This is a genomic window from Gemmatimonadota bacterium (genome assembly GCA_026387915.1).
Taxonomy (GTDB): domain Bacteria; phylum Gemmatimonadota; class Gemmatimonadetes; order Gemmatimonadales; family Gemmatimonadaceae; genus Fen-1231.
Genome location: JAPLKS010000005.1, coordinates 55,843 through 80,123, shown reverse-complemented (window position 1 = coordinate 80,123; position 24,281 = coordinate 55,843). Strand labels below are relative to the sequence as shown.

Annotated in this window: 14 protein-coding genes; 5 read left to right on the top strand and 9 right to left on the bottom strand. The window is 64.2% G+C overall.

Annotated elements, in window-relative coordinates; genetic code table 11:
* Positions 1 to 29 precede the first annotated feature (29 nt).
* Entirely contained in the window at positions 30 to 1,196 is a 1,167-nt protein-coding gene (locus NTZ43_01385; protein ID MCX5765864.1) for an anaerobic sulfatase maturase, read from the top strand.
* Here NTZ43_01385 and NTZ43_01380 read toward each other — a convergent pair.
* The 4 genes from NTZ43_01380 to NTZ43_01365 are packed head-to-tail and all read right to left on the bottom strand — an operon-like array spanning position 1,193 to position 6,595.
* Complete coding sequence (locus NTZ43_01380) at positions 1,193 to 3,712, bottom strand: dockerin type I domain-containing protein (protein ID MCX5765863.1); 2,520 nt, start codon at positions 3,710 to 3,712, stop codon at positions 1,193 to 1,195. The genes NTZ43_01385 and NTZ43_01380 overlap by 4 nt on opposite strands.
* A complete protein-coding gene (locus NTZ43_01375; GenBank protein MCX5765862.1) occupies positions 3,709 to 4,119 on the bottom strand; it encodes a hypothetical protein in 411 nt (136 codons plus the stop codon). The genes NTZ43_01380 and NTZ43_01375 overlap by 4 nt, the downstream gene beginning before the upstream one ends.
* A complete protein-coding gene (locus NTZ43_01370) occupies positions 4,116 to 4,622 on the bottom strand; it encodes a hypothetical protein (GenBank protein ID MCX5765861.1) in 507 nt (168 codons plus the stop codon). Before NTZ43_01370 ends, NTZ43_01375 begins: the two co-directional genes overlap by 4 nt.
* Entirely contained in the window at positions 4,619 to 6,595 is a 1,977-nt protein-coding gene (locus NTZ43_01365) for an Ig-like domain-containing protein (GenBank protein ID MCX5765860.1), read from the bottom strand. The genes NTZ43_01370 and NTZ43_01365 overlap by 4 nt, the downstream gene beginning before the upstream one ends.
* Positions 6,596 to 6,858: 263 nt before the next feature.
* Here NTZ43_01365 and NTZ43_01360 point away from each other — a divergent pair, with 263 nt between their 5' ends.
* Positions 6,859 to 8,385 (top strand): carboxylesterase family protein, encoded by a 1,527-nt coding sequence (locus tag NTZ43_01360; GenBank protein ID MCX5765859.1) that lies wholly within the window; start codon positions 6,859 to 6,861, stop codon positions 8,383 to 8,385.
* On the opposite strand, the gene NTZ43_01355 is transcribed toward NTZ43_01360, so the two are convergent.
* The gene (locus tag NTZ43_01355) at positions 8,330 to 9,061 is read right to left on the bottom strand and encodes a c-type cytochrome (GenBank protein ID MCX5765858.1); all 732 of its coding nucleotides are present in this window, start codon (positions 9,059 to 9,061) and stop codon (positions 8,330 to 8,332) included. The two genes, NTZ43_01360 and NTZ43_01355, sit on opposite strands and share 56 nt — an antisense overlap.
* Before the next feature lie 445 nt (positions 9,062 to 9,506).
* Between NTZ43_01355 and NTZ43_01350 the strand changes: the two genes are divergently transcribed.
* The gene (locus NTZ43_01350) at positions 9,507 to 12,611 is read left to right on the top strand and encodes a CHASE domain-containing protein (GenBank protein MCX5765857.1); all 3,105 of its coding nucleotides are present in this window, start codon (positions 9,507 to 9,509) and stop codon (positions 12,609 to 12,611) included.
* On the opposite strand, the gene NTZ43_01345 is transcribed toward NTZ43_01350, so the two are convergent.
* The 4 genes from NTZ43_01345 to NTZ43_01330 form a co-directional block, all read right to left on the bottom strand.
* Positions 12,608 to 14,218, bottom strand: coding sequence for a GMC family oxidoreductase (locus tag NTZ43_01345; GenBank protein ID MCX5765856.1), 1,611 nt, complete (start codon positions 14,216 to 14,218; stop codon positions 12,608 to 12,610). The genes NTZ43_01350 and NTZ43_01345 overlap by 4 nt on opposite strands.
* Complete coding sequence (locus tag NTZ43_01340) at positions 14,218 to 14,874, bottom strand: hypothetical protein (GenBank protein ID MCX5765855.1); 657 nt, start codon at positions 14,872 to 14,874, stop codon at positions 14,218 to 14,220. Before NTZ43_01340 ends, NTZ43_01345 begins: the two co-directional genes overlap by 1 nt.
* A gap of 43 nt (positions 14,875 to 14,917) precedes the next feature.
* On the bottom strand, positions 14,918 to 16,300 hold the full coding sequence (locus NTZ43_01335; GenBank protein MCX5765854.1) for a hypothetical protein: 1,383 nt from the start codon (positions 16,298 to 16,300) through the stop codon (positions 14,918 to 14,920).
* A gap of 106 nt (positions 16,301 to 16,406) precedes the next feature.
* A complete protein-coding gene (locus NTZ43_01330) occupies positions 16,407 to 18,947 on the bottom strand; it encodes a fused MFS/spermidine synthase (GenBank protein MCX5765853.1) in 2,541 nt (846 codons plus the stop codon).
* A gap of 162 nt (positions 18,948 to 19,109) precedes the next feature.
* Between NTZ43_01330 and NTZ43_01325 the strand changes: the two genes are divergently transcribed.
* Entirely contained in the window at positions 19,110 to 22,502 is a 3,393-nt protein-coding gene (locus NTZ43_01325; protein MCX5765852.1) for a CPBP family intramembrane metalloprotease, read from the top strand.
* A 120-nt stretch (positions 22,503 to 22,622) separates the two neighbouring features.
* The gene (locus NTZ43_01320; protein ID MCX5765851.1) at positions 22,623 to 24,182 is read left to right on the top strand and encodes a Gfo/Idh/MocA family oxidoreductase; all 1,560 of its coding nucleotides are present in this window, start codon (positions 22,623 to 22,625) and stop codon (positions 24,180 to 24,182) included.
* Positions 24,183 to 24,281: the final 99 nt, after the last annotated feature.

The following is a 24,281-nucleotide window of genomic DNA, read 5'->3' as shown; positions in this document are numbered from 1 at the left end:
CGTGATTCCACGCCGTTGTTTTTTAGACCATGACGAAGCCACTCACGAATGTGCTGATCAAGCCCGCGGGCCCCGATTGCAACATCGGGTGCCGGTACTGCTTTTATCTCGGCACGTCGCAGCTGTTTCCGGAGACGCCGGTGCACCGGATGTCGGACGCGGTGCTCGCGGCGACGGTGCGGCAGCTGCTCGCGCAGCCAGAGGAGTCGGTGTCGTTCAGCTGGCAGGGTGGGGAGCCCACGTTGATGGGGCTGCCGTTCTTTGAGCAGGCGGTGGCGTACGAGATGCAGTTTGGTCGCGGGCAGCGGGTGAGCAATGCGCTGCAGACCAATGGCATCAAGCTCGATCCGTCGTGGGCTACATTTTTGGCGAAGTACCACTTTTTGGTGGGGCTCTCACTCGACGGTCCCGAGCATGTGCACAACCGGTACCGGGTGAACCTCGGCGGGAAGGGCACTTGGCAGACGGTGAGTGACCGCGCGCAGCTGTTGCTCGACGCGGGGGTGTCGGTGAACTCGCTGTCGGTGGTCACCGATTATTCGGTGCAGCATCCTGAGGAGATCTACACTTACTTAAAGGATGCTGGCCTCGCGTACATGCAGTTCATACCCTGCTGCGACCGCGATGCGAACGCGCCCAATGGGATAGCGGCGCACTCGGTGCCGGCGGATGCGTACGGTGAGTTTCTCTGCGCGATCTTCGATTTATGGATAGCCGACTTTGTGGAGGGCAAGCCGACGACGTCGGTGCGCTTTTTTGAGTCGTTGCTGTACGCGTATGCGGGATTGGCGCCACGCGATTGCACGCTGCTCGAGGAGTGCGGCACCTATCTCGTGGTGGAGCACACGGGGGAGCTGTTCAGCTGTGACTTCTATGTGAATCCGGAGCATCGCTTGGGGAGTGTGCTCGACGGATCGCTGTCGGCGATGCTGAACAGCGAGGCGCAGCAGGCTTTTGGGCTCAAGAAGAAGCATCAGCCGGCGCCCTGCTTGAGTTGCCAGTGGCGGAGCTATTGTCAGGGCGGGTGCCCCAAGGACCGAGTGGGTGCGGGGGCTGGCGCGGGGGTCAGTTACTTTTGTGAGTCATTCAAGCGGTTCTTTACGCATGCTGATGGAACGTTCAGGCGGTTGGTGGCGGAGTGGAAGGCAACGCCAGACCCCGGAACGCAAGCGACTGGGGATGCCGCCAACGCCTAGCGAATAGTCCCCGCACAACTCCCCGCCGTGGTGAGCCCAACGGCCGCGCGCAGCGCAATCAACACATCCGCTGCTTCGAGTGTGTTATTGCAGTTGGTGTCGCCATGCGGCAGCGATGTGTATGGCGACGGGAGCGAAATCCCCAACACCGCCTGCTGAATCAGCAACGCATCAAACGCGTTCACCACACCATCGCGATTGACATCGCCGCGTAGCACGGCGGTGGCGGTAGCCAAATTGTAAGTGAAAAGGCCGCGACCAAAGGTGGCCACCACTATCCGACGCGTGGTGGGGTTGTATACAATATCGTTCACCTGCACGTTGGGGAGCCCCGAGGGCGTGTTGCTCCACGTCAGGCCGCCGTCGGTGGTTTCAAAGACGCCAACGTCGGCGCCAATAAAAAAGTGCAGCGGACCATCGTCGAGAATCACGCCGGCGTTCACCGGCATATCCACCAGATTCCCGCTGATGTTCGTCCAGGTCACGCCGCCGTCGACGGTGAGATACACGTGGGCCGCACCGCTACCGCTGAACGTCGCCAAAGCGCGCTGCGCGTTCGTGCGATCAATGGCCACCCGAGTGACCGCGCGGTTGGGTAGCCCCGTGGCCAACGCAAAGGTGCGGCCACCGTCGTGCGAGTACTGCACATTGCCGTCGCTCGTACCCACGTACAGCGTGAGCGTGTCAGAGGGCGCCACGGCGATCGTCTTGATGCTGCCGGTGCCCTTGCTGAGATCTGGGGTCAGCGCCGTCCACACCGTGCCGGCATTCACCGTCTGATACAGACGCATCGTGCCGAAGTACAACTTGGAGGGATTTACCGGATCCATGACCAGCGGCGGAATAAACTGCGCACGGTCGGACGTAGAAATTCCCGCCTCAACATTTGGATACAAATAGCCGGTGCCAGAGGGCACACGCTTCTGGATACATGGCCCGCTGCTCCACTGACACGTGGTCCAGAGCGTGGTCGGCGACGTGGGATGAATGGCCGCAAAGCCGCCATCGCCACCCATAATGGAGTTGAAGATCGTGGTGCCGTTGGCGAGCAGCGTGCCGTTGTCTTGCAGGCCGCCGAGCACCACGTAGGGGTCGGTGGGGTGCAGCGAGATGCCGGGGTAGTACATGGAGATGGCGAGCCCGGAGCTCCGGCTCGTCCAGCTGTCGCCGCCGTCGTTCGAGGTGTAGATGCCGCCATCGGTGCCGGCCCAGAGTTGCCGCGGGTTGCGCGGATCAATCACAATCGCGTGCCAGTCGCAGTGAATTTCCGTGGCCATCGGAGCAAAGGTCACGCCGCCGTCCGTGCTCCGGAACGCGCGCACGCCAGCGATATAGATTCGCTTGGCGTCGAGCGGATCCACCTTAATGTCGAGATCGTAGGTGCCCTGCGTTCCAAAGTGCGTTCGGCCGTTGGCGGAGAGATCGAGACCGCTGGCACTCACCGTGGCGAACGCTCCGCTGGCGTCGTCATACCGGCTGACCGACTGGAACGTAGAGCTCTTGCTCGCCGCAATCACAAACACCGCGTTGGGATCGGCCGCCGACACCGCCAGTTGAAAACGGCCGGTGGACGAAAAATCGATGGTGGTGGAAACCTGCGTCCACGTGAGTCCATTGTCCGCCGAGCGGTAGAGCCCGCTGCGCGTGGATGTAGTGGTCGCGCGGTCCGACACGCCAGCAAACACGACGCCGGGCTGCGCGGCGAGTCCGATAATCGATGTGACGTAGCCGAACGCGAGCGGATGAGACCACGTGCTGCCGCTGTTGGTGGACCGATAAATACCGCTTTGGCTAAATGAGAACATCATCGTCGTGGCATTGGTGGTGCCAGCCGAGCCCGCGTCCACATACAACGCGTTGATGAACCCACCGTTATACGCAGTGAAATTCAAGTTGCCGTTGTGGTTGCTCCACGTGCTGCCCCCGTCCACGGAACGCAGAATGGCGCAGCCCACCGCGCCGCTCGAGTACGCCGCGCCAGCATACACGAGATTCGGGTTCACCGGATCGTACGTGAGCGTGCTCATCTGAAGCGTGCACTGATTGTCGGTGCGCGCCGTCCAACTCATGCCATTCGATGTTGAACCCCAAATGCCGCCGGCGGGCGAGGCAATGAGCATCGTCCCCGCCACCGTGGGATGCAACGCCACCACATCCACTCGGCCGGCGTCGAGTTGCGGGCCCGAGTCCCAGTAGCCGACGCCGAAAAAGCCATTGGGGCCCAGTGGAACCCAGCTGCCGCTGAGCGCATTGGAGAGCGCGCTGAATCCGGTGGAGCGTGAGGTGACGCGGAGCTTGGCGGCGAGAATCGCCTCCCAGTTCACCTCCGCGGCTGGCCACGCACGCTGCGACTCGTACCACGCTTGGCGCTGCCGCTGAAAGTCGGAGCCCTCGTGTTCTGTTGCGCGCTGTGCGTGCAGCGTGGCGGCAGTCACGAGTACGAAGAGTGCGGTCGTCACTCGAACGCTCGCCTGCATGGCCGCGCTCAGCACTGGGCGCTCTGAAGAATGGCTCATGGATTCCTCGGGCCGGCAGCGATGGTCAGTATGAGGGTGTCGGAGATTCCAGCGGCCGTTGTGACGGTCACGGCGTAGCGTCCCGACATCCAGCGTACCGGCGGAGCTTCGCCACCGGTCGGTACCGTTTCCGGCAGGGTGACGCGAATCACGGTGCCGTTCGCGCTGCTCGGAACGGAGCGTAGTTCGAGAGCACCAATGCGCACGGTGTTGGCCGGTGCGTCGGTGCGCATGCTGAAGTTGCTCCCACGCAACTCGATTTCCGCATTCGAGGCAGCGGACAACTGCACCTCACTCGGCGCGAGCGCGGTGAGGCGCGGGCGCGCGGCCATGGACGAAACTGATGCGCGCGCCGAGGCGCAGGCTGGTACGACGAGCACCAGTGCGAACACGAGTGCGCGTCTCACTTGAACACCGTGGTGCCGTCACCGTGGCGCACGTACGTGGCAAGATTCGCGCGGCCAATATCGTGCACTTCGTCAAGCTCAAATCGAAGCTCGGCGAGTTTATTGGCGTTGAGCACAGTGAAGCGATACGAAGCCAGCTGCGCGATGTTGACGCCGGCGCGCGCCGCTCCTGCAAAACGGATGGAGCCGAGTGCAGGGTTGCTCGCGCGGAGCGTGCCGTCGCTGAGTGGCACTTCTTCTACAAAGGTGAGCACTGCGGGATCGTAGGTGAATCGCCCCGTGAAGCTGCCGAGGGTGCCCACGTCGCCACGCGCGTCGAGTGAGAGCGTGATGACGGCGGAGTTGCCCGTTTGCGCCACGAGCACGCGCGGCGTGAGCGCGCGTGGCGCGAGCGCGCTGGCGTGTGTGACGAGATCGGCCGAGCTGTGGCATGCGCTGAGCGTGGCGAGCGCGGCGACGAACAGGGGAGTGAGCCCCCGCCGGAGAGCGATCGAGAGGGTCATGGCACGAGCACCGGATACTGGGTGAGGGACGCCGTCGTGAGCAGATCGCTGAGATCGATGCCGAGCAGTTCCACGCCGTTAACGTAGAAGGTGTTCAGCCCGGATTTGATTATGCGAAAACGGATGGTCGCGAGTTCCACTACGCCCGTGGCGCCGGCAGTGGAGTTGGCATTGATGCGGATGACGTTGAGCGTGTTGTCCGTGCTGATCAGCGGGCTCATTGGACTCGCGCCGGCGACCGCGTCAATAAATACCAGCGATCCGAATGTTCCAGCGGAGCCGATGTACACTGGCCAGGTGAAGGTGACCGTGGCAGCGCCGAGTGTGGCACCGCGCGTGTCGGCAATCACTTTGACGGTGATGGTATCGCCTATTCTATAGTTGTACTTGGTCATGTCGGTGCGCAGTACGACGCCCGACGTACGCGGAACGATGACCAAAACGGAGTCGCTGTTGGACTGCGTGCTGGACGCCACAATCCACCCTTGGCCAGGTGCGACGGCGGTGATGCGCCCCGTGGAATTGACGGTGGCGATAGCGGTGCTGCGTGAGATGTAGGTAACGGTGGAATCGGGGGTAGAGACGGCGCCATTCAGCGTGGTTTGCAGTCCCGGCGATAACGTGGCACCGGGCGCGAGGATGCTGACGCGGTTCGCTGATGTTCCAAAGCTGTTCACCACGAGCGGCGTGACGGTGAGATTCACGGTCAGCGTTTTGGTGGCGGTGGCACCATCGCCCGCGAGCACGACGGCAGCGGAATAGCTGCCGATGGTGAGCGACGCGGCGGTGACGGTGAGGCGCAGCGAGGCCGGCGCGTCGGTGCCCGTGGCGAACGACGTCGCAAGCCAACCGGCGGGAGACGCGGGCGTATACGTGACGCTTTGCACCCGGAGGTTGGTAAGCGGAAAGACTCCCGTGTTGGTGACGCTCACCGTGGCGACGGCGGGATTGGAACCGAGTGATGCGGAGAGCGCCGAGATGTCGCTGGACAGTTTGATAATGGCGGGCGGTGCGACAGCGACGTTGAAGCTCACGCTGGTGACGGCGGGCAGCCCAGCGCTCGAGAAGGTGAGGGTGCGCGCGCCTGCGGTGCCGAGTACGGTGAGTGCGCTAAAGGTGGAAACGCCGCTCGCAGAGTTGACGCTCGCGCCGGAGAGTGTGCCGCCGCCGGAGGCGATGGTGGCGGTGACCGTGGCAGTTGAGGCAGTCAGATTTCCGGCGGCGTCTTGAATTTCCAGAACGGGCGGAGTGGGGAACACCGCGTAGGCCGTGCCGGCCACCGGTTGGGTGCGGATGCTGAGTTTGGATGCCGCGCCGGCGGTGAGCGTAAAGCTGTTCGACGTGGCGGTGCTCAGCCCTGCAGCACTGAACTGCAGGGTGCGTGCACCGACGAGTCCGGTGATGACGAGGTCGGTATAGCTCGCGACCCCTGCCACGGTGGTTGCCGTGACGGTTCCCGCGAGTGTACCGCCGCCGCTCGCGACTGCGACGGTCACAGCCGTGCTGGCGGTTGAAACGAGATTGCCCGCGGCGTCCCGCACTTCAATTACAGGCTGCACTGTGAGAGCGACGGCGGAGGCAGCACCACTGGGCTGCGTGCGCACCCCCAACTGCGCCGCCGCTCCCGGCGTCACGGTGACGGTGACGGCGGAGGACGACACGCTCCCGCTGGTGGCCGTGATGCTTGCCGTGCCGACGAGTTTTGCGGTGATCACGCCACCGTTGACGCTGGCGACGGCGTCATTGGACGAAACCCAGCTGAATGACGCGGAGCTGACCGAGCGACCGTCACGCGTAAACGCGGAGGCGCTGAGGGTGGCGGTGGCGCCGGATTGCAGTGTGATGGGAGCTGTTGGCGCAACGTCAACGCGGCCGACGGAGTTGTCCACGGGCGTGGTGACGCCGGTGGAGCCGCTACTATTGGAGCCGCCGCCTCCACCGCAGGCGACCACAACACAGCTGAATAGAGCCACATAGCAGGCGCGTGACAGGCGGGGAAAGGGCAGGGGGGCTCCTGTCTGTGTGGGTCGAGCGGGTGGTGATTGGAGCGCTGTCCGAACGCGCACGGCAGTTGGGGAACATGGGTGGCCGAGGGAGCGGCGTCAACTGCGCCTCTCAGAGGAACCCACCTTCTCAATGGCCAACGCCCGCCACGAAAATCGTCTAAGTTTCTTACGCCTCCGTCGTTCCAGTCACCGCCCCCAAACTCCCGGCCCCTGCCGGGCGTGGAGCCTTGATGCCCCGCTCAGTCGCGTTGCTCGCCTTTGCCCTGCTCTTTCCGCATCAGCCCCTCGCGCCTCGTGCGCCCGACGCCGTGCGCGTAGACGGCGGACAGATCGTGGGCACCAGCACAGACGGACTCCGCGTCTTCAAGGGCATTCCATACGCGGCTGCACCAGTTGGCGCATTACGATGGAAGCCGCCGCAACCCGTGACCACATGGAGTGGCGCGAAATCCGCTGATGCATTTTCGCCGGAATGTGTGCAGCCGCCGTACCCTGCGGGTTCGGCGTATTTCATGCCGCCCGAACCCATGAGCGAAGACTGCCTCTACCTCAATGTGTGGAGCGCGGCCGCGGCCGGAGCGAAGCGGCCGGTGATGGTGTGGATTCACGGCGGCGCCTGGACGCGCGGCGCTGGCTCCGTGGGCATTTACGACGGCGCGAACCTCGCCAAAAAAGGCGTGGTGGTTGTCTCGCTGAATTACCGCCTTGGGCCGCTCGGTTTTCTGGCGCATCCGGAGCTCACCGCCGAGTCGCCCGCGCATGCGTCGGGCAATTATGGAATGCTCGATCAAGTGGCCGCACTGCGCTGGGTGCAGCGCAATATCGCCGCGTTTGGTGGCGATGCCTCGCGCGTGACGATCTTTGGGGAATCCGCGGGCTCGTGGAGCGTGAACGTGCTGCAGGCGTCACCGCTCGCGACGGGGCTCTTTCACCGCGCCATTGGCGAGAGTGGCGGGCGCTTTGCGCATAATCCCACCTTGGCCGAAGCCGAGCAGGGTGGCGTCGCGCTTGCCTCCTCGCTGGGGGCCACATCACTAGCAGCAATGCGGGCGTTGCCGGCGGAGCAACTCGCGAATGCGCGGGCCTTCAACACCGATGTGACCGTCGATGGACTCCTGCTCACCGATCAAGTCGCACGCACCTTTGCCACCAAGCAACATCGCATAGTGCCGGTGCTCGTGGGATCAAACGCGGATGAGTTTACGACCCTCACGAGTCCCGCGCTCTTTCCCAAAACGATGGACGGCTATCGCAAGATGGCCGAGCTGCGTTTTCCGGGGATGTTAGCCGAGTTCGATGCGGTGTACCCAGTGAAGACCGATGCCGACATTGCCGGCGCCATACTCGGCGCTGGGCGCGATCAAAGCTTTACGCTCGAGATGCGCACCTGGGCGCGGTTCGGGATCGCCGCGGGCGCGCCCGCCTTTTTGTATCAGTGGACGCACGTCCCGCCCATTCCCAATCCCAAGTGGGGGGCGTATCACGCGTCGGAAATTATTTACGCGTTCAATAACGTGCGGCAGCGGTCGGACGCGCCGGCCCTCGATCTCCGTTTGTCCGACCAGCTCTCGAGCTATTGGGTGAACTTTGCGACGTCCGGCAATCCCAACGGCCCTGGGCTTCCGCACTGGCCGGCGTATGATCGGGAGAGCGAGCCCTACCTCGAACTCGGCGACAGCGTTCGCGTCGGGCAGCATCTCCTCAAGGCGCAGCTCGATTTTTTGGAGCGGGTGGCGGAGCGGCGGCGGGTGCCGTAGGGGGGCGCGCGGTGGTCTGATACGCCGCATCCACCGGCGCGTCGCCGTTGGGCCAGTCTTTTTCCTTTCCGGAAAAATCTGGCCGCGGCCGCGCCTCGAGATAGCCGGCAATATCAAACGCCGTTTGCGGGCTGATGGTCCCCGGTAAGTCAAAGGGCATGTTGCGCCGAACGAATGCGGCCGAGACCCGCACGCGCGCCATGCCAGAGCCGATGTTAAATGATGCGGGCCCCCAAAGCGGTGCGCCGCTCAGCGCGGGGGTCGCCCCCTTGAGCCCTTCGCCATTGGGGCCGTGGCAACGCGCGCACTGTTCCAGGTATGCGAGTTTGCCGTGCACGGTGTCCGGTGCCAGCGGCGCCAGCGAATCAATGCCGCTCCCTGGCAATCGACGGCCCGACAGCGTGCCGCGCGAGAGCCATGACATATAGGCCACGATGTCGCGCATGTCGTCGCCATCACTCGCGAGCGCGGTGCCATTGAGACTGCGTTGTATACAATCGTTGATGCGATCTTCAATCCGCGCCACGCGCCCCGCGCGCGAGCGATACTGCGGAAAGCGTCCGTACACGCCCACCCATGGCATGGCGTAGGCGCGGGTGCCGTCGTCGAGATGGCAGCTCACGCACCGCAGCGTACTGCCGACGTTGCGGGGGAGGGAGTCGCGCGTGTCGCGCACGAGGGCGCGGCCGCGGCGAATGGATTGGGAGAGCCGATCGTTGTGGAGTGTGGTTTCGGCGGGGGTGCTGAGCAGAACTGGGCGCGCTGCGGGCGCACCCGAGGCCGGCGCGGAACTGTTGCCGCCGCAGGCGCTGAGGAGCGCGAGTGCTAGTGCTAGTGACCAGCGCCGAGTACACCATGCAGAATAAATGCGAACGCTCCAGTGGCTCAGTGATTGCCATGTGGGCTTTCTGCCGCCCCGCCCATGGTGGATTCTGAGAGTGCAACCGCGATGGCACAAGGGCAGGTCGTCTGCGGCCGCCGACGGAGGAGTAACCCCCAGCCCGTGGCAGATGAGTGGCGCGCTAAGTCCCCACGGGTATCCTTCATAGGCAGGACTCACCGGAGTGGCGATGCGGCAGACGTAAGGGGTGGACAGAACCTCGATACCCGATCTGATCACCGTGCCATCCGTGCTCGCAGCGTTGGCGCTGGCCGTCGGTGCGGCTGCGATCGTCGCTGGCCGCCGGTCGATTCGGCCTCGCGTCATCCCCCTGCTCTTCATCGTCAGCGGGTGGCTGCTGTCTGGGGCGTTGTTCGTGATGGGAGTACGCGATCAACTGGATCGCGACCACGCCGATCTCAATCGGCTCACGGCCTATGCCCAAGCGTCGATTCAGCAGCGCATGACCACGTACGTGGATGCTCTGCGCAGTGGCGCAAGTTTCCTCGTTGCGTCGCGCGCGGTGACCCGTGAATCGTGGGCGGTCTTCGCTGCCACGCTCGACCTCTCCACGCGGTATCCGGGGGCGAACGGCATTGGTGTGATTTACCCGATGGCGGCCAAGGATTCCCTCACGTTTGTACGTCGCGCGCGAGAGGATGGCGTCCCTTCGTTCGCGATCCACAGCACAGTTCGCGGCATCCCATCGGCGGACGGCGTGCGGTACGTGGTTACGTTTGTCGCGCCAGAAGCCGGAAACGGGCCGGCGCTGGGGCTCGATCTTGCCAGTGAGCGTGCGAGGCGGTTGGCGGCGGACGAAGCGCGCGACTCAGGCATGGCGCACATGACGGACCGCATTGAGCTCGTGCAGGACCAGCGGCAACGGCCGGGCTTTCTGCTGTACGTGCCGGTCTACCGCACGGGAGCACCACGCGCGACCGTTGCCGAGCGCCGAGCGGCGTTGCAGGCGTGGGTATACGCGCCATTCGTGACGGAGGATTTTCTGCACGGCGTGCTCGCCGCGAATACGGAGCGACTCCACGTCCACCTGTTTGAGAAAGACTCGATCGCCACCCCGAATCTGTTGTTTGCGTCCGACTCGGCTACCGCAGCAGAAGCCGCGTACGCGCTCGTCACGACAATTGACCTGGCGGGACAGCGCTTCCATCTCGGATGGAATCGCGGGGATTCATACGTTCCGCCCCCGCCGTCACCCCTCATCTGGCTCGCCTTGCTCCTCGGCCTGACGGTGACCGGGCTGGTGGTCTGGATGACCCGAGAACAGCGGTTCGCGCAGCGCGCCCACGCACTTGTGCTGGAGCGCACGCGTGAGCTCAGCGAGAGTGAGTATCGGTGGAAGTTCGCCATTGAGGGGGCGGGCGATGGACTCTGGGACTGGGATATGGTCACCAATACCGTGTTTTTTTCGCCCCGCTGGAAGGCGATGCTCGGGTATGCGGAAGACGAAATTGGCAACAACGTGAGTGAGTGGGAATCGCGCCTTCACCCTGACGACAAGCCGCGTGCGATGTTGGCGGTACAGGCGCACGCGCAAGGGGCCACGCCGAGGTACGAGTGCGAACATCGCGTGCGCCGCAAAGATGGTAGCTGGCTGTGGATTCAAGACCAAGGGCTAGTGGTGAGCCGTGACTCGGCCAATGTGCCCCTGCGTATGATCGGCAAGCACCGAGACATTAGTGAGCGGAAAGATTCCGAAGCAAAGCTTCTGGTTAGCGAAGTTCGATACCGCAGGTTGATGTTCGCTTCGACGGACGGTTTTTGGTTGGCGGATTTGACGGGAAAGCTATTAGAGGTAAACGACGCGTACGTGCGCATGAGCGGCTACAGCGAGGCCGAACTCCTCACCATGCGCGTCTCACAGCTCGAGATCAACGAGACGCCTGAGCAGACCGCGGCGCATGTCCTCGCCGTGCAGCAGCACGGGCACGATCGGTTTGAGTCTCGGCACCGTACCAAGGACGGCCGCGAGATTGAAGTGGAGATCAGCCTTCAGTTTCACGACGTGGATGGAGGGCGTCTCGTTTGTTTTTGTCGTGACTTGACGGAACTCAACGCGGCGAAGGCGGCCACCGCCAGGTTGGCAGAGGAGTTGGATCAGGCTCTGCGACTGGAGTCGGTGGGGCGCCTCGCCGGCGGCGTCGCGCACGACTTCAACAACATGCTTGGCGTGATTCTCGGCAACACCGAACTGGCGCTCGATCAGCTCGATCCGTCAGATCCGGTGCACCAGGACCTCACGGAAATTCGAATCGCTGCCGAGCGTTCCGCTCAGCTCACGCGGCAACTGCTGACGTTCGCTCGCAAGCAGAGCATTGCGCCGACCGTGCTGCAGTTGAACGATGTGGTGCCCGGCACGCTGTCGACGCTCCGCCGAGTCATTCGTGAGGAGGTCTCGCTCGAGTGGCGGCCAGGAAAAGAGTTGTGGTTGATCGCGATGGATCCGTCGCAGGTTGAACAGATGGTGACCAATCTGTGCGTCAATGCGCGTGATGCCATTGCCAAGGTGGGTTCGGTGACGATCAGCACGGCGAATGTCGTGGTCGGCGAGGCATGGCGCACCGCGCACCCCGATGCCGTGCCTGGCGAATATGTGCAACTCACGGTCCGTGATACCGGAAGCGGGATGGACTCCGTGACGATGGCACAGATTTTTGAGCCCTTTTTTACCACCAAGGCGATCGGTGAAGGTACCGGGCTCGGCCTGGCCTCCGTGTACGGGGCGGTGCATCAGAACCGCGGCTTCATTACGGTCTCGAGTGTGGTTGGATATGGCACGACGTTCGCGATTTACATTCCGCGCATGCGCGATCCGCAAAGCAGCGCGGCTCGTACGCCACTGGCGGACCGTCAGGGCGCGACGGCACGGCAGAAACGCGAGACGGTGCTCATTGTGGAAGACGAACCCGCCTTACTGGGGCTCGTGACGAGAGCGCTCACGTCGCACGGCTACACCGTGCTCGGCGCTGGCACGCCCCACGAGGCGCTCCGATTGGCGCAGGCGCACCGCGCCGAGATTCGGCTCGTGCTCTGCGATGTGGTGATGCCGCTGATGAACGGGCGCGAGTTGTCGCAACTTATTCGGGCGATCTGCCCACAATCGGCGCTGCTGTTCATGTCGGGCTATCCCTCGGACGTCATTGCGCACCACGGGATGCTCGACGAGAACGTGCACCTCATTCAAAAACCATTTACGCTCACCGATCTCGCGGCGAGCGTGCGCGCCGCCATCGACGGTGCGCACGACGGCGCGCTCGAAAGCGCCGTCGTGGTGCCGCCAGCGGTGCCGCCAGCGGTGCCGCCAGCGGTGCCGCCAGCGGTGCCCTAGCGCCCCGTCTCCATCACGGCGGCCGCCGTGCGCAACCCAAGCGCGCCGAAGGTCAGGGTGCCATTGCAGCAACTCGCCGTGACGTTCGTTGGCGCGCCGGCCACAAATAAATTCTCGTGATCGTGCGTGCGCCCCCACTTGTCCACCACACTCGTGGCGGCGTCGCTCCCCATGCGGCAACCGCCGCCCGGATGCTCCTGCCCGATGTCGTTGGACGACGACGCCTGCGAAATAATCTCGCCGCCGCCGGCCTTGGCAAAGTCGGCAAAGCGCGAGCGAATGGTCGCTTCTTGCCACGAGCGCAGTGCGGCTGACTCGGGCGCGTCGCGAAAGGTGAGACGCGGCATCGGATCGCCCCACCGGTTTTGCTTGGAGCTGTCGAGCGTCAGTTCGCTTTCGCGCGCGGGGAGCACGTCGTAGTACGCGCGAATGCGCGCCACGCCACTCTTGGCGCGCGTGCGCCAATCGTTGAGCATCGCATCGCCAAACAAGAGCGTACCCGCGTCGTCACGCAACCGCGCATCGCGGCCAAAGCTCGACTCCCACACGCGCAAATCGTGACGCAAGTACTTGCCGTCGCCACCGCGCGGTACGCGCATGAACTGCTTGGTGACGAGTGAGTGTTGCGCATTCATGCCAGGATACAGCTCCAGCGGCAACTTGATCTGCGCGGCGACATTCCGGTGTCCACACAAATACTTGCCCACCAACCCGCTCGAGTTCGCGAGCCCATTGGGCCACTTGCCACCGGCGGAGAGGAGGAGCAGGTGCGGGCTCCAGGTAAAACCACCAGCCAGAATAAATGTTTTGGCGCGGAGTTCGATTTCTTCGTTGGTGCCGTCGGTAGTGTTGGCGCTCGCGCTGGTGATGCGCCCGGTCTTTTCATCAGCATGCAGCCGCCGCACCAGCGTATGCGTGAGCATCGTGATGCGTTTGGGGGCGGTCAATTTGTCGAATGTAAAATCCGGCGAGTACTTGGCGCCGGTGGGGCAGATGGGGTAACAGCTATCGCAACGCTGACAACCGCCGCGCCCGTCATACGGCACCGTGTTCTTGGCGCTCGGCTGGCTCCACATCGCAACGCCGGCCTTGTGCATCCACTCGCGGAGCAAGGCGAGATTATACGAGAGCGGAATGGCGGGCATTGGAAAAGGTCGGCCACGCGGATCGAGCGCCGCCGGCCCCTGCTCGCCGGAAATCCCCATGATTTCTTCGGCTTCCTGATAAAACGGATCCATCTCGTCGTACGTCACCGGCCAGTCGTCACCCACGCCGTAGAGCGAGCGCACGTGAAAATCTTCGGGGCTGTACCGCGGCGTCACTCCGCCCCAGTGCATGGCGAGTCCGCCCACCGTCATGCTCGGCGAAAACCCATACGCGGTGCCCGTGGCATTTTGATCGTTGATGTGATCGTCGGACCACGGTGTTTCGCCGTACGCCAGCCAACGCGCGCGTGTTTTGGCGCGCTGCGCAAAGGGCGTGGTGGGGCCGCCGGCTTCCACCACCGTGATATTGAGTTTCGTGGTCGAGAGTTTTTGCGCCATCAGCGCGGCGGTGATGCCGGAGCCAATGATGCAGATGTCGGTCTCGTGAACGCGCGGTGCCATTAGGCCCCCCGTTTGGTGGAGGGGGCAGCGCTCGGTGCGGCGGCGGGCGCCGCGGCCATCGGCAGCGGTTTGCGCGTCACGTCGTTGAGCGAGCGGCAGTTGCCAGCGCCAATGTGCGCGCCAAAGGCGAGGTCCTGCGCGTCGCTGCCAGAGGCCCAATGCGAGAGCAGGGCAATGGCGACGTGCGGCGCATCGAGCGGACTCGCGGGAATGTGCGCGCTACGCACGGCACGGAGCGGCACACTGAGTACCTCGCGGCGTTTATCAACCGAGAGCGCGGCAAAGCCTTTGCCAGTCGTTTGCGTGGCAAGGCGCTCGAGCCCCGCGAGCTGCGCTTGCCATCCTGGAGCGGGGTCGGACGGCGTGTACGTGATTTCGGCGTCGCCGTAGCCGTGCATCTGCTCGGCCACAGGGGTAAAGCCTGCGAGCCAATCGGCAAATGCGCGCACGGCGCGGGTGCGGCTTTCGGCGCCGAGTGATTCAGGGAGCACGGTCTCGCCAAGTGCGGCGAGGAGTGCGGCGTCGAGGGCGCCAGTGTGGGCGCGCGTGCTCCCATCTGGTGCGCAGGCGGCGGTGGCGACAACGGCGCCCGCGGCCGTGGTGGCCGCGAGCGTGGCGGCGGCCTGCTGGAAGAAATCGCGGCGGTTGATTGGCATGGGGGAATTGTACGGGTTCGCCCACGGCCGGAATAGAGGGCCGTTAGTACCAGTAGCCGAAGATGATGTCCATTTCGTCGTCGGAGGTCAGGCCAAATTTCACCACGCGATTGGCGTCGCCGTGGTAGGTGACTTCGGAGGTGAGGCCCTCGCCGGGGTTGAGCACGATCGGGGAGGCGAACGCGAGAATGGGCGGGTGCGCCCAGTCGCTGCTGGCGTACACTTCTTCGCCATTGCGCGGGCCGCCGGCAATGCGAATCACAAAGCGCGCCCCCCGCGCGTGCATGTGCGAGGTGAGCATCACAACACGTGTGGTGACACCAAACCGGAAGGTCTTGGTGATGGTGGTGTCGCGCCCTTTGGGGAGCGTGAGGTCGGTGTTGCTCAAGTTGAGCGCGCTCGCCACGGTGGTAACCTGCGAGGCTGGCACTGTATACAAATTGGCCTCAGCTTCGCCAACAATGTCCTGCGCCGAGCTATTCACGTAGTGCGAGTTGACGTCGAGCGCGGCGCCTGCGGCGAGTTTGAGCGCGACGCCTGGCGGAAAGGTGAAATCGCTCGACTGCGTTTGCGTGCCGGCAAAAAACACGTGGTACTCCATGGGCACCACGGTGTTGAAGTTGTACGTGCCGCTGGCGTCACGCAGGTCGCGCACCGCATCTCGTGCAGGAATCACGAATGATGGAGTGTTGGCCGCAAAGGAATACAGCACGAAGTGATGGCTGTGTACCCGCATGTTCGTTTGAATGCGGTTGACGTAGGTATCCTGCGTGTTGCCTACGCCACGGTACACAAATATCTCGCGTTCAAAAGCGCTCTTGACCGTGAAGGGCGTGAGCTTGAGTTGAAACCCCGCCCCTGGGGCTGGCGCGGCGAGCGGTACGTAGGGCACATCCTCTGGCCGCGTGGTGCCCGCGAGGAGTTGCGGGTTGATGTCGTCGGTGGTCGCGCTCGCGCCCGTTTCAATCCACTGGCGCACGAACTGGAGCTGCTCCACAGAAATAGACTGTCCCGCGGACGGCATAGGCGCGCCGTAGTCGCGCGTGTGATGGCCGGAAGTAAAGCCATTGAGTTTGTGCCAGAGCAGGCTCGTCTCCGGCTTGCCGGGATCGACGAGTCGGAGTCCGTCGGCGCGTGCGTTGGCGTTCGACGGGGTGGCGCCCACTAACTTGGCGTACGCGTCTGGTCCTGTGAGCACGAGGCCGGAGCCGCTCGAGTTATTGGCGGCGTGGCACGTCGCAAAGGCGCACGATTTTTCGAGGACCTGCGACTGCAGGCGCGCAAAGCTGGTGTTGATGACACCCGTGGGCGACTTGGCGTCGCTGCTCGCACCGCCACTGCCGCTGCCGCCTCCGCAGGCGCTGAGGAGCGCGAGCGCGGTGGAGCTGAGTAGCGCGAGGACGATTCGGAGGCGAGTCGCCGTCATCGAGTTCTCTGGGGCACGGGGGATAGTCACCGAATGAACAGTTACTATCCCGCGCCCCCGAAGGGAAGTGGCGCACCCCTCTCACCGAGGGTGCGCCACCGAGCGCCTAATAGCGCGGCCGCATCGCCCCAGCGCGTAGCGTCATCAACCGCTCCGGGCTCGCCACAAAGAGCGAATCCGGCCATTTGCCGCCGCTGAGGATGCCGGCGTAGATGCTCGCCTGCTCGTATTTGTTGACGCCGAGCCCCGCGAGATACTGCAGGCGCAAGTTGCGATCGCGGTTCACCTGCGCGTCGGCAAGCCAGGCGTCGAGCTGATGCCCCTGCGCGGCATACGTCTGGAGCAGTTCGGTGCCGGAGAAGTAGCCAATGTCGGCGAGCGACTGCCGCACCGGCGCAAACTCGGGACGCAACAGCTTGGCTTCGAGCGCGTCCACGTCAATGCGCAGCGGGTCCGGGCTGCCGAGCATCACAATGTCGTAGCCCTGTCCACCGTTAGTGTTGCCGAACACCACGGCATTCGGGAACGCCTCAAGGAAGGTCGAGACTTCGCTCTTCACCGCGGCGGTGCCGCTCTCATACAACTGAATGAACACCGTCACCACGCCACCCGGATTCAGATGGCGTTTGGCTTCGTCAAAAAATTCCTTGGTGTACAGCGTAGCCGCGCCCTTCACCCACGGATCAAAAGGATCGCTGGTGATGGCGTCGAACTTTTCTTTGGTGGTCAGCAGGTAGTGGCGCGCGTCGTCAATCTTCACCGTGACCTTGGGATTCTTGGCCACGTTGTAATTCTGCTCGCCGAAGTACGTGCTCACCGTGGACGGCACGAGCGGTTCGATCTCTACAATCGTCTCGTGCTCGACATCGGGATTGATGCTCACCGCACCGGCTGTGACGCCGGCGCCAAAGGCAATCACCATCACGTTCTTCGATTGCCGCGGCACGAGCGTGGTGAGATGGCCGAGCATGCGCTGTAGGCGCATGTCCTGCGGTTCGCTCGACGCCTGCACCTTGCCGGCGTTGTGATAGTTGAGGTAGCCGCTCTCAAGGCGCGAGACGGCCATCGAGGAGTTCATCCCCTCGCCCACAAAAATGAAATCGCCGTGGCTATTGAGCCACGTGGCGGAGTAGCGGCCGTAGCCCACGAGAATGGCGGGCACGGGAATGACCGTCGTCGCCATCGTGATCGTGAGCGCAATGGTCGCGGCGGCCCAGCCGAGTCCACGCATAGCGTCGCGCTTGGTGGTGGCCTCGTTGGACTCGTGGCCATCCGGTTCCTTGGCACGGGCAAAGACAAACACCAGCACCGCGCCAATAGCGGCGAGCGCCATCAGCACGCGCTGTGATTGTTGCGTGCCGATATGCGCAATCATCCACAAGCTGGCCACGAGTGCGCCGAGAATGGCACCAACCGTATTCGCGGCGTACACGGTGCCGACCAAACGACCGGAATCTTTTTCACCAGGCGCCACAGCGGCGAGTGCAAGCGGAAAGCTCGCGCCCCAGAGCACAGCGGCGGGGAGCACTGTCCAGAGGCAGCGCACAAAATCAATCTGGAACTGGAACCAGGGCGTCGGTGCGAGCGCGGGATTTACGGGCCAGTAGGGGAGCGTGCGCGTTTCGCAGTAGGCGGCCCAGCCAATGGCGGCCACCACCCCAAACTGGAGCACGCCAAGCACACGTTGCGGACTGCGCGCGTTGCGCGCGAGCGACGCACCGAGCGTGGAGCCAATGCCGAGCCCCACGAGCACCGCAGCAAGAATGAGCGAGAAGGTGTAGGTGGTGGCGCCGAGGAGTAACGCGAGCAGGCGCGTCCAGATGACTTCGGCGCCCAGCGCGGTGGCGCCGGAGAGCGCGATGGCCGCGTAGATGGGCCAGCTGCCGGGGGCCATGACAATCAACGGTTCGCGCGTCGCGGAGGCGCCGGTGGCGCCGGTGGCGCCGCCGGCGTTCTTGGCGTCGGCGTGCGTGGTTGCACTCGCGGCCGCGCTGTTGTTGGCGAGCACCAGCGCCAACAGCGCCACGCCGACATTCATCGCGAACGCGACCCACGTGGCAATCTCACTGTCGTGCACGCGCAGCAAATAGAACCCAGCGAGCAGGCAGCCAAACACGGCGCCGCCAATATTCCCCGCATAAAAGAATCCGAGCCAACTCACCCCACTCGGCGTCGCTTTCACCCAGCGCGCAACAGCCGGAAGCGTGGCGCCCATCGCAATGGTGGGGACCAAGAGAAAGAGCGCGCAAAAGAGTCCGCGGAGCAGCACGCCAGCAAAGCCGGGACCGCCAACGGACGTGTACAACCCGCCGGCATAGGGAAGCACGTACAGAATGAACACCGCGCTCGCGCCGATGATCGCTTCGAGTGCGGCATACACGCGCAGGGGATGCGCGGAGGCCGAGACGTAGCGCGGGAGCAGGAGACTGCCGATGCACATCCCGCCCATGAAGGTGCCGAGCACCACGCCCATGGAGACGGCGTTGGAGCCGACAATGAGCGAGAGGTTCTGGTACCAGAGCACTTCATAAATGAGCGCCGCACACCCACTGCCCACAAAGAGCAGGAGGAGGAGCGGGAGGAGGCGTTCGTGGGGGGCGTCGGCGGCCGAGGCGGGCGCGACGTGCTTGGCGCGTGCGTTAGACATAGGGGCGGGGCGGGTGATCGGCAGGGTGAGGTCGTGTACTTACGCTGCCGGAGCGCATGGCGTTGCCAGCGGCGGTGTCTCACTGCGGAAAAAGTACGGCGCGGACCGTGCGGTGGCGACCCGCCGGTTGCCCCACGCCGCGTGAATTGACAAGTTCTTCCGATGCCGACCTTCTTCACCACCCGACGCACCGCCTGGCTGCTCGCCGCGGTGTTCGTTGCGTGCGGCGCCGGCGGCGCCGCACTCTTTCCGCGCTCTTTCCCGATTCTCGCGCTCGATCAGCGCCTGACCGGCCCTCTCGCCGAACAGCGCGCCGATTCGTTTGCCGTAGCGCACGGGCTCCCGCGCACGGGTGAACGCGTAGCCACGCGATTCGGCGGCGACAACGCACTGCAGGTCTTTCTCGACTTCACCGGCGGCGCCGACACCGTGCGCGCCCTCTCGCGTGGCACCGATCACGCGCTCTACACCTGGACGGTGCGCCGCTTCACGGCTGGCGACGCGCACGAAACACGCATCACGATGGCGCCCGACGGACGCGTGATTGGCTTCTACCGCAAACTCGCCGACGCCGACACACTCCCCGCCCTCGAGCCAGACTCCGCGCAGCGCCTTGCCGAAACCGTGCGCGACCGCTGGCTCGGCGAACGCGCCGACCGCTGGCGATTGGCCTCCTCAAGCTACGAAGCCAAGCCCGTCAGCGGCCGTGTAGACCGCACCTTCACCTTTGAGCGCACGGACCGTCGCGTGCTCGGCGCGCCCCTGCGCCTGAAGATTGTGATTGGTGGCAACACGCCAGTGGTTGCCTCCCGCTTCGTCGAAATCCCTGAGAAGTTCGAGCGTCGCTATGCAGAAATGCGCGCATCGAATAATCTCTTTGCCACATACTCTAGTATTGGACAGCTACTCCTCGCACTCGCCGCCGTGTTTGCCTTGCGCCGTTTTGCGCGCGACGGCGGCGTGCGGTGGCGTCCCGCGTTGATGGTGGGCGCCGTCGTCGGCGTGTTGATGACGGGCGCGGCGCTCAACGAACTCCCGTCGAGTTGGTTCGACTACGACACCGCCACTTCGCCTATGACCTTTATGGCAATGGCGCTCGTCGGCGCCGTGGCGAGCGGCGTTTTTGTGACCCTGCTGATTGGACTCACCCTCGCCGCTGCCGAGGCCGCCACGCGGCGCGCCGACCCCGCACAACTCGACTGGTGGCGCTGGTGGCAGGCGCGCGGCACGCGGCAGGTGGCTGGGCGCGTGCTCGGCGGCTACGCCTTTGCCACCTTCGGCGTGCTGTACGTGTCGGTGTTCTACATTGTCACGCGCAAATATTTCGGCTGGTGGACGCCCACCGAGATGCTCGACGATCCCAATCAGATTGCCACGCAGTTGCCCTGGCTCGCTGGGCTCGCGAACTCGTTGCAGGCGGGCATCTGGGAAGAAGCGATGTTCCGCGTATTGCCGCTTTCGCTGCTCGCCATTTGGGCGCGCGACCGTGAGCACCGCATGCGGTGGATGGCAGCGGGCGTCGTCGGAACGGCGCTGGTCTTTGGCTTTGCGCACGCTACCTACACCTCGTGGCCTGCCTACTCGCGTGGCGTGGAGTTGCTGCTCGAGTCGTCGCTCTGGGCAGTGATCGTGATTGTGTTTGGTCCGCTCACCACAATGATTGGGCATTTTCTCTTTGACTTTTTGCTCTTCAGTTTGTTTGCCGCAGCGGGGTCGGCGCCGTCGTATCGCGTGACCGCGGCAGTTGCGGTGCTCGGCTTGCTCGCGCCAGCACTTGTTGTGGCGTGGAAAGTGTGGCAGCAGCGCGGCCTCACCGATGTAACAGAAGCGGACAGCTTTGGTGCGTGGCGCGCCGAACCCGAAGCCGAGATGGAACAGCCGACGTCCATTATCGCATTGCGCGCCATCACCCCGCGTGCGCGCACTTGGGCGCTCTCTCTGGGCGTGCTGGGGCTCGCATTGAGCGTGGCCGCGCCCAAGCGGCCAGTGCGCGGGCCCGCGCTCACCACCACGCGTGCCGTAGCAGAGCACGTCGCGGATTCCGCGCTCGCGCTGCGCGGCGTGCCCGTAGCAGGGTGGACGCATCTCTCACGCGTGGCCGAAGACACCATGGACACGTGGCCGCGTTTCTTAAAAGCACAACGCGCCGAGTCGCTCGCGACGCAACTCGCCATCACATACCATCCCGCCGCCTGGTGGGTGGTGCGCTACGTGCACATTCACGGCGAGAATGAGACGCGCGCCGAAGAGTGGCGCGTGCGCGTCTGGCCCGATGGGCGTGTGATGGACATTCGCCACATCCTGCCCGACGCCGCTTGGCGCGACTCGGTGACGGCCGACGAAGCACGACGACTCGCGCGCGTAGCGATGGCGGCCGCGCACTTCGACACCACGAAGTTTGCCGAAGCCAAGTTAGTGGCCGATCAAAGAGCCGCCGATTCCACCAAGGCGCAACGCAAGGATGTGACCATCACGTACACCGACACCACGCTGCATCTCCCCGGCGGCGCATTAGCGCGCGCGTGGGTGGCGGTGGCGGGGAACGAAGTGACGCTGGTGCGCCGCGGCATTGAACTGCCCGAGTCGTTTGTGCGCGCCGATCGCAAACGGCGCTCCACCATCATGGCCGTGGGCGCGGGCGTTGGCGTGCTAATGTTCGGTTTCATTGTTGGCGGTGCCGTGTATGTGCGCGGCCGTCGCAAAAATCTCATTGAAGACCGCCCCGCCACGCGGCCACGCATCTGGATCGCACTCAGCGTGCTCGCCGTGCTGCAGCTCGCAACGTCCATCAACGGCTTGCCTGCCACTCTCGCCGGCTACGACACCGCCGAGCGGTGGCGGAGCTTTGTGTCCACCACGGGGCTCAGCACGGTGATGTCGCTGGCGCTCGTCGCGTTCCTCGCCGGTGTGTGGACCGCCTTCGACGGGCTTCGCCGCCGCGTGGGCATTCCGTTCTTCGCCCGCGGTAGCAATGCGTGGTCCACCACGCTCATTGCGGGCCTCGGTCTCGCCGGCGCACGCGCGACGTTCGCTGGCGTCATGCCGTGGATTAGCACGGCGCGGATTCCGGATGCGCCGGTTGAAGGCGTGCTGCTCGGCAATGCCATCCCCGCCTTGGCGCTCCCGCTGAGTGTGCCGGCGACGATTCTGATGAGCGTGGCGGTTTCGGCCATCATAGCGTTTGTCTTTTTGCTGATCACACAGTCCAATGCCAAACGGGTGGGATTGCTGCTGGCCTTTGGCGCATTGGGTGGCGCTTTCTCGCTCACGACAGACGGCGGCGGCAATCTCACGCATCCCGCCTTAGCAGCGGGAGTGGCGGTGCTGGCCATCATTGGCTTCTTCATGGCGTTGCGTGCCTTTGCGCTCACCTCGGCAATGGCATGGATGGTGTCGGCTATTCTCGGCATTGCGTATGAGGGAACGCGGCAGGTGATGGCGCCGGGAGTTACAGAGCTGCGTCTGAGCGGCGCGCTCGGACTGGTGGTCAGCGCGCTCCTCCTGCTGGCGGCTCGGCGATTGGTGGAGCAGGAGAGTCAGGGCGGCGCGCCCTAGCCCGTCCGCAGAGAGTGTGGCGCGCCCAACTCGGACGGGCGCGCCGCACACCCTCTGGCCTCCCGGCCGCCTCGGTGCGACTTTCCTAGCGTCACCTCAATGCGCCGGGAGCCGAGCACTATGTCTGAGAACGACCAGTCGCAGAGTCGCCGTGAGTTTGTGGAGAACAGCGCCAAAGCCGCGCTCGCTGCCGCCTTTGTGGCACCCAAGTTTCCGATGATCGTGCCGCGTCACGTGCTCGGCGGGCCAGGGTACACGGCGCCGAGCGACATGATGAATTTTGCCGTGGCCGGTTTTGGTGGCATGGGTTCGGGCAACGCGGAAGTGCTCGTAAACTCTGGCGCCAACCTCGTGGCCGTGTGCGACGTGGATATGGTGTTCTCCAACTCCGAAGTCACGGGCAAAGAGAAAAACCGTGACGGCACGCCGCGCCCCGAGGGCGTAAAGCTCCGCGAGCAGTTTGACAAAGCAAAAAAATACGCCGACTTCCGCGAGATGCTCGAGAAGAGCCCCGACATTGACGGGGTCGTCGTCGCCACCCCCGATCACAATCACGCGATTATCACCAAAGCGGCAATGCAGCTCGGCAAGCACGTGTATGTGCAGAAGCCGCTCACGACCACGGTGTATGAAGCGCGCACGCTCGCGCGCCTCGCCGCGGAGAATCCCAAGCTCGTCACGCAGATGGGCAATCAAGGGCACTCCACCGAAGGCGCGCGCCTGATCAACGAGTGGATTCAGGCCGGCCTCATTGGCAAAGTGCGCTCCGTGGACATCTGGACCAATCGTCCCATCTGGCCGCAGGGCATTCCGCGTCCGCTCGTTCCGCAGCCGATGGTGGCCGGTGCGGTGCCGAGTTGGGGAATGGGGAACATCAACGCGGCCACGGCGGCGGCGATGGGGTCGCTGAGCTATCCGGTGCCCAAGCAGCTGAACTGGGAGCTCTACCTCGGCGGCACGCCGGAGAATTTGCCGTATCACCCTATCTATCATCCGTTCAACTGGCGCGGATGGGTGGAGTTTGGCGTGGGCGCGCTCGGCGACATGGGCGCGCATTTGGTGGATCATCCGTTCTGGGCGCTGAATCTTGGGCAGCCCACGAGCGTCGAGGCCACAAGTTCGCCGTGGGGCACCACGCCGATTGTGCCGCCGCCGCAAACGGGGCCGCGCTCACGCCAGGTGACCTACCCGCAAGCGATGGTGGTGCACTATGAGTTTGCCGCGCGCGGCAAACAGCCGCCCGTGAAGTTGAGCTGGTACGATGGCGGACTGCAGCCGCCGCGCCCCGATGCCTTGCCGGACGACGCGGTGATGCAGCGCGAAGGCGGCGTGATATTCCACGGCGAGAAGGGGATTTTGTTGCACGACACGTACGGCGCCAATCCCAAGTTGTATCCCGTGGGTCTTACGGAACGTGCGGCCAAGGTGCCCAAGACCATTGCGCGCATCCCAGAGCGGCACGAGGTGAACTGGACGAATGCGTGCAAGGGCATTGGTACGGCGAGCTCGCCCTTCTCGTATGCGGCGGCGCTCACTGAGACAATGTTGCTCGGCATTGTGGCCCTCCGTGCGGGGCAGGGAAAGAAGATTATTTACGATGCGGCGAACATGCGCATCACCAATGTGCCAGAGGCGAATGCCTACCTGACGCGCGAGTATCGGAAGGGGTGGGAGGTGTAACTCCGTATCCGGTTTTTATGTAACGCGCTCTGGATTTGTGCGTGCCGAGGCTCCAGCGTGAAGCAGTCACGCTGGAGCCTCTTCTTTTCTCGGCCGAGG

Coding starts and splice junctions, on each gene's coding strand:
- NTZ43_01385 (MCX5765864.1), top strand. CDS start 30: ATGACGAAGCCACTCACGAATGTGCTGATCAAGCCCGCGGGCCCCGAT.
- NTZ43_01380 (MCX5765863.1), bottom strand. CDS start 3,712: ATGAGCCATTCTTCAGAGCGCCCAGTGCTGAGCGCGGCCATGCAGGCG.
- NTZ43_01370 (MCX5765861.1), bottom strand. CDS start 4,622: ATGACCCTCTCGATCGCTCTCCGGCGGGGGCTCACTCCCCTGTTCGTC.
- NTZ43_01360 (MCX5765859.1), top strand. CDS start 6,859: ATGCCCCGCTCAGTCGCGTTGCTCGCCTTTGCCCTGCTCTTTCCGCAT.
- NTZ43_01345 (MCX5765856.1), bottom strand. CDS start 14,218: ATGGCACCGCGCGTTCACGAGACCGACATCTGCATCATTGGCTCCGGC.
- NTZ43_01340 (MCX5765855.1), bottom strand. CDS start 14,874: ATGCCAATCAACCGCCGCGATTTCTTCCAGCAGGCCGCCGCCACGCTC.
- NTZ43_01335 (MCX5765854.1), bottom strand. CDS start 16,300: ATGACGGCGACTCGCCTCCGAATCGTCCTCGCGCTACTCAGCTCCACC.
- NTZ43_01330 (MCX5765853.1), bottom strand. CDS start 18,947: ATGTCTAACGCACGCGCCAAGCACGTCGCGCCCGCCTCGGCCGCCGAC.
- NTZ43_01325 (MCX5765852.1), top strand. CDS start 19,110: ATGCCGACCTTCTTCACCACCCGACGCACCGCCTGGCTGCTCGCCGCG.
- NTZ43_01320 (MCX5765851.1), top strand. CDS start 22,623: ATGTCTGAGAACGACCAGTCGCAGAGTCGCCGTGAGTTTGTGGAGAAC.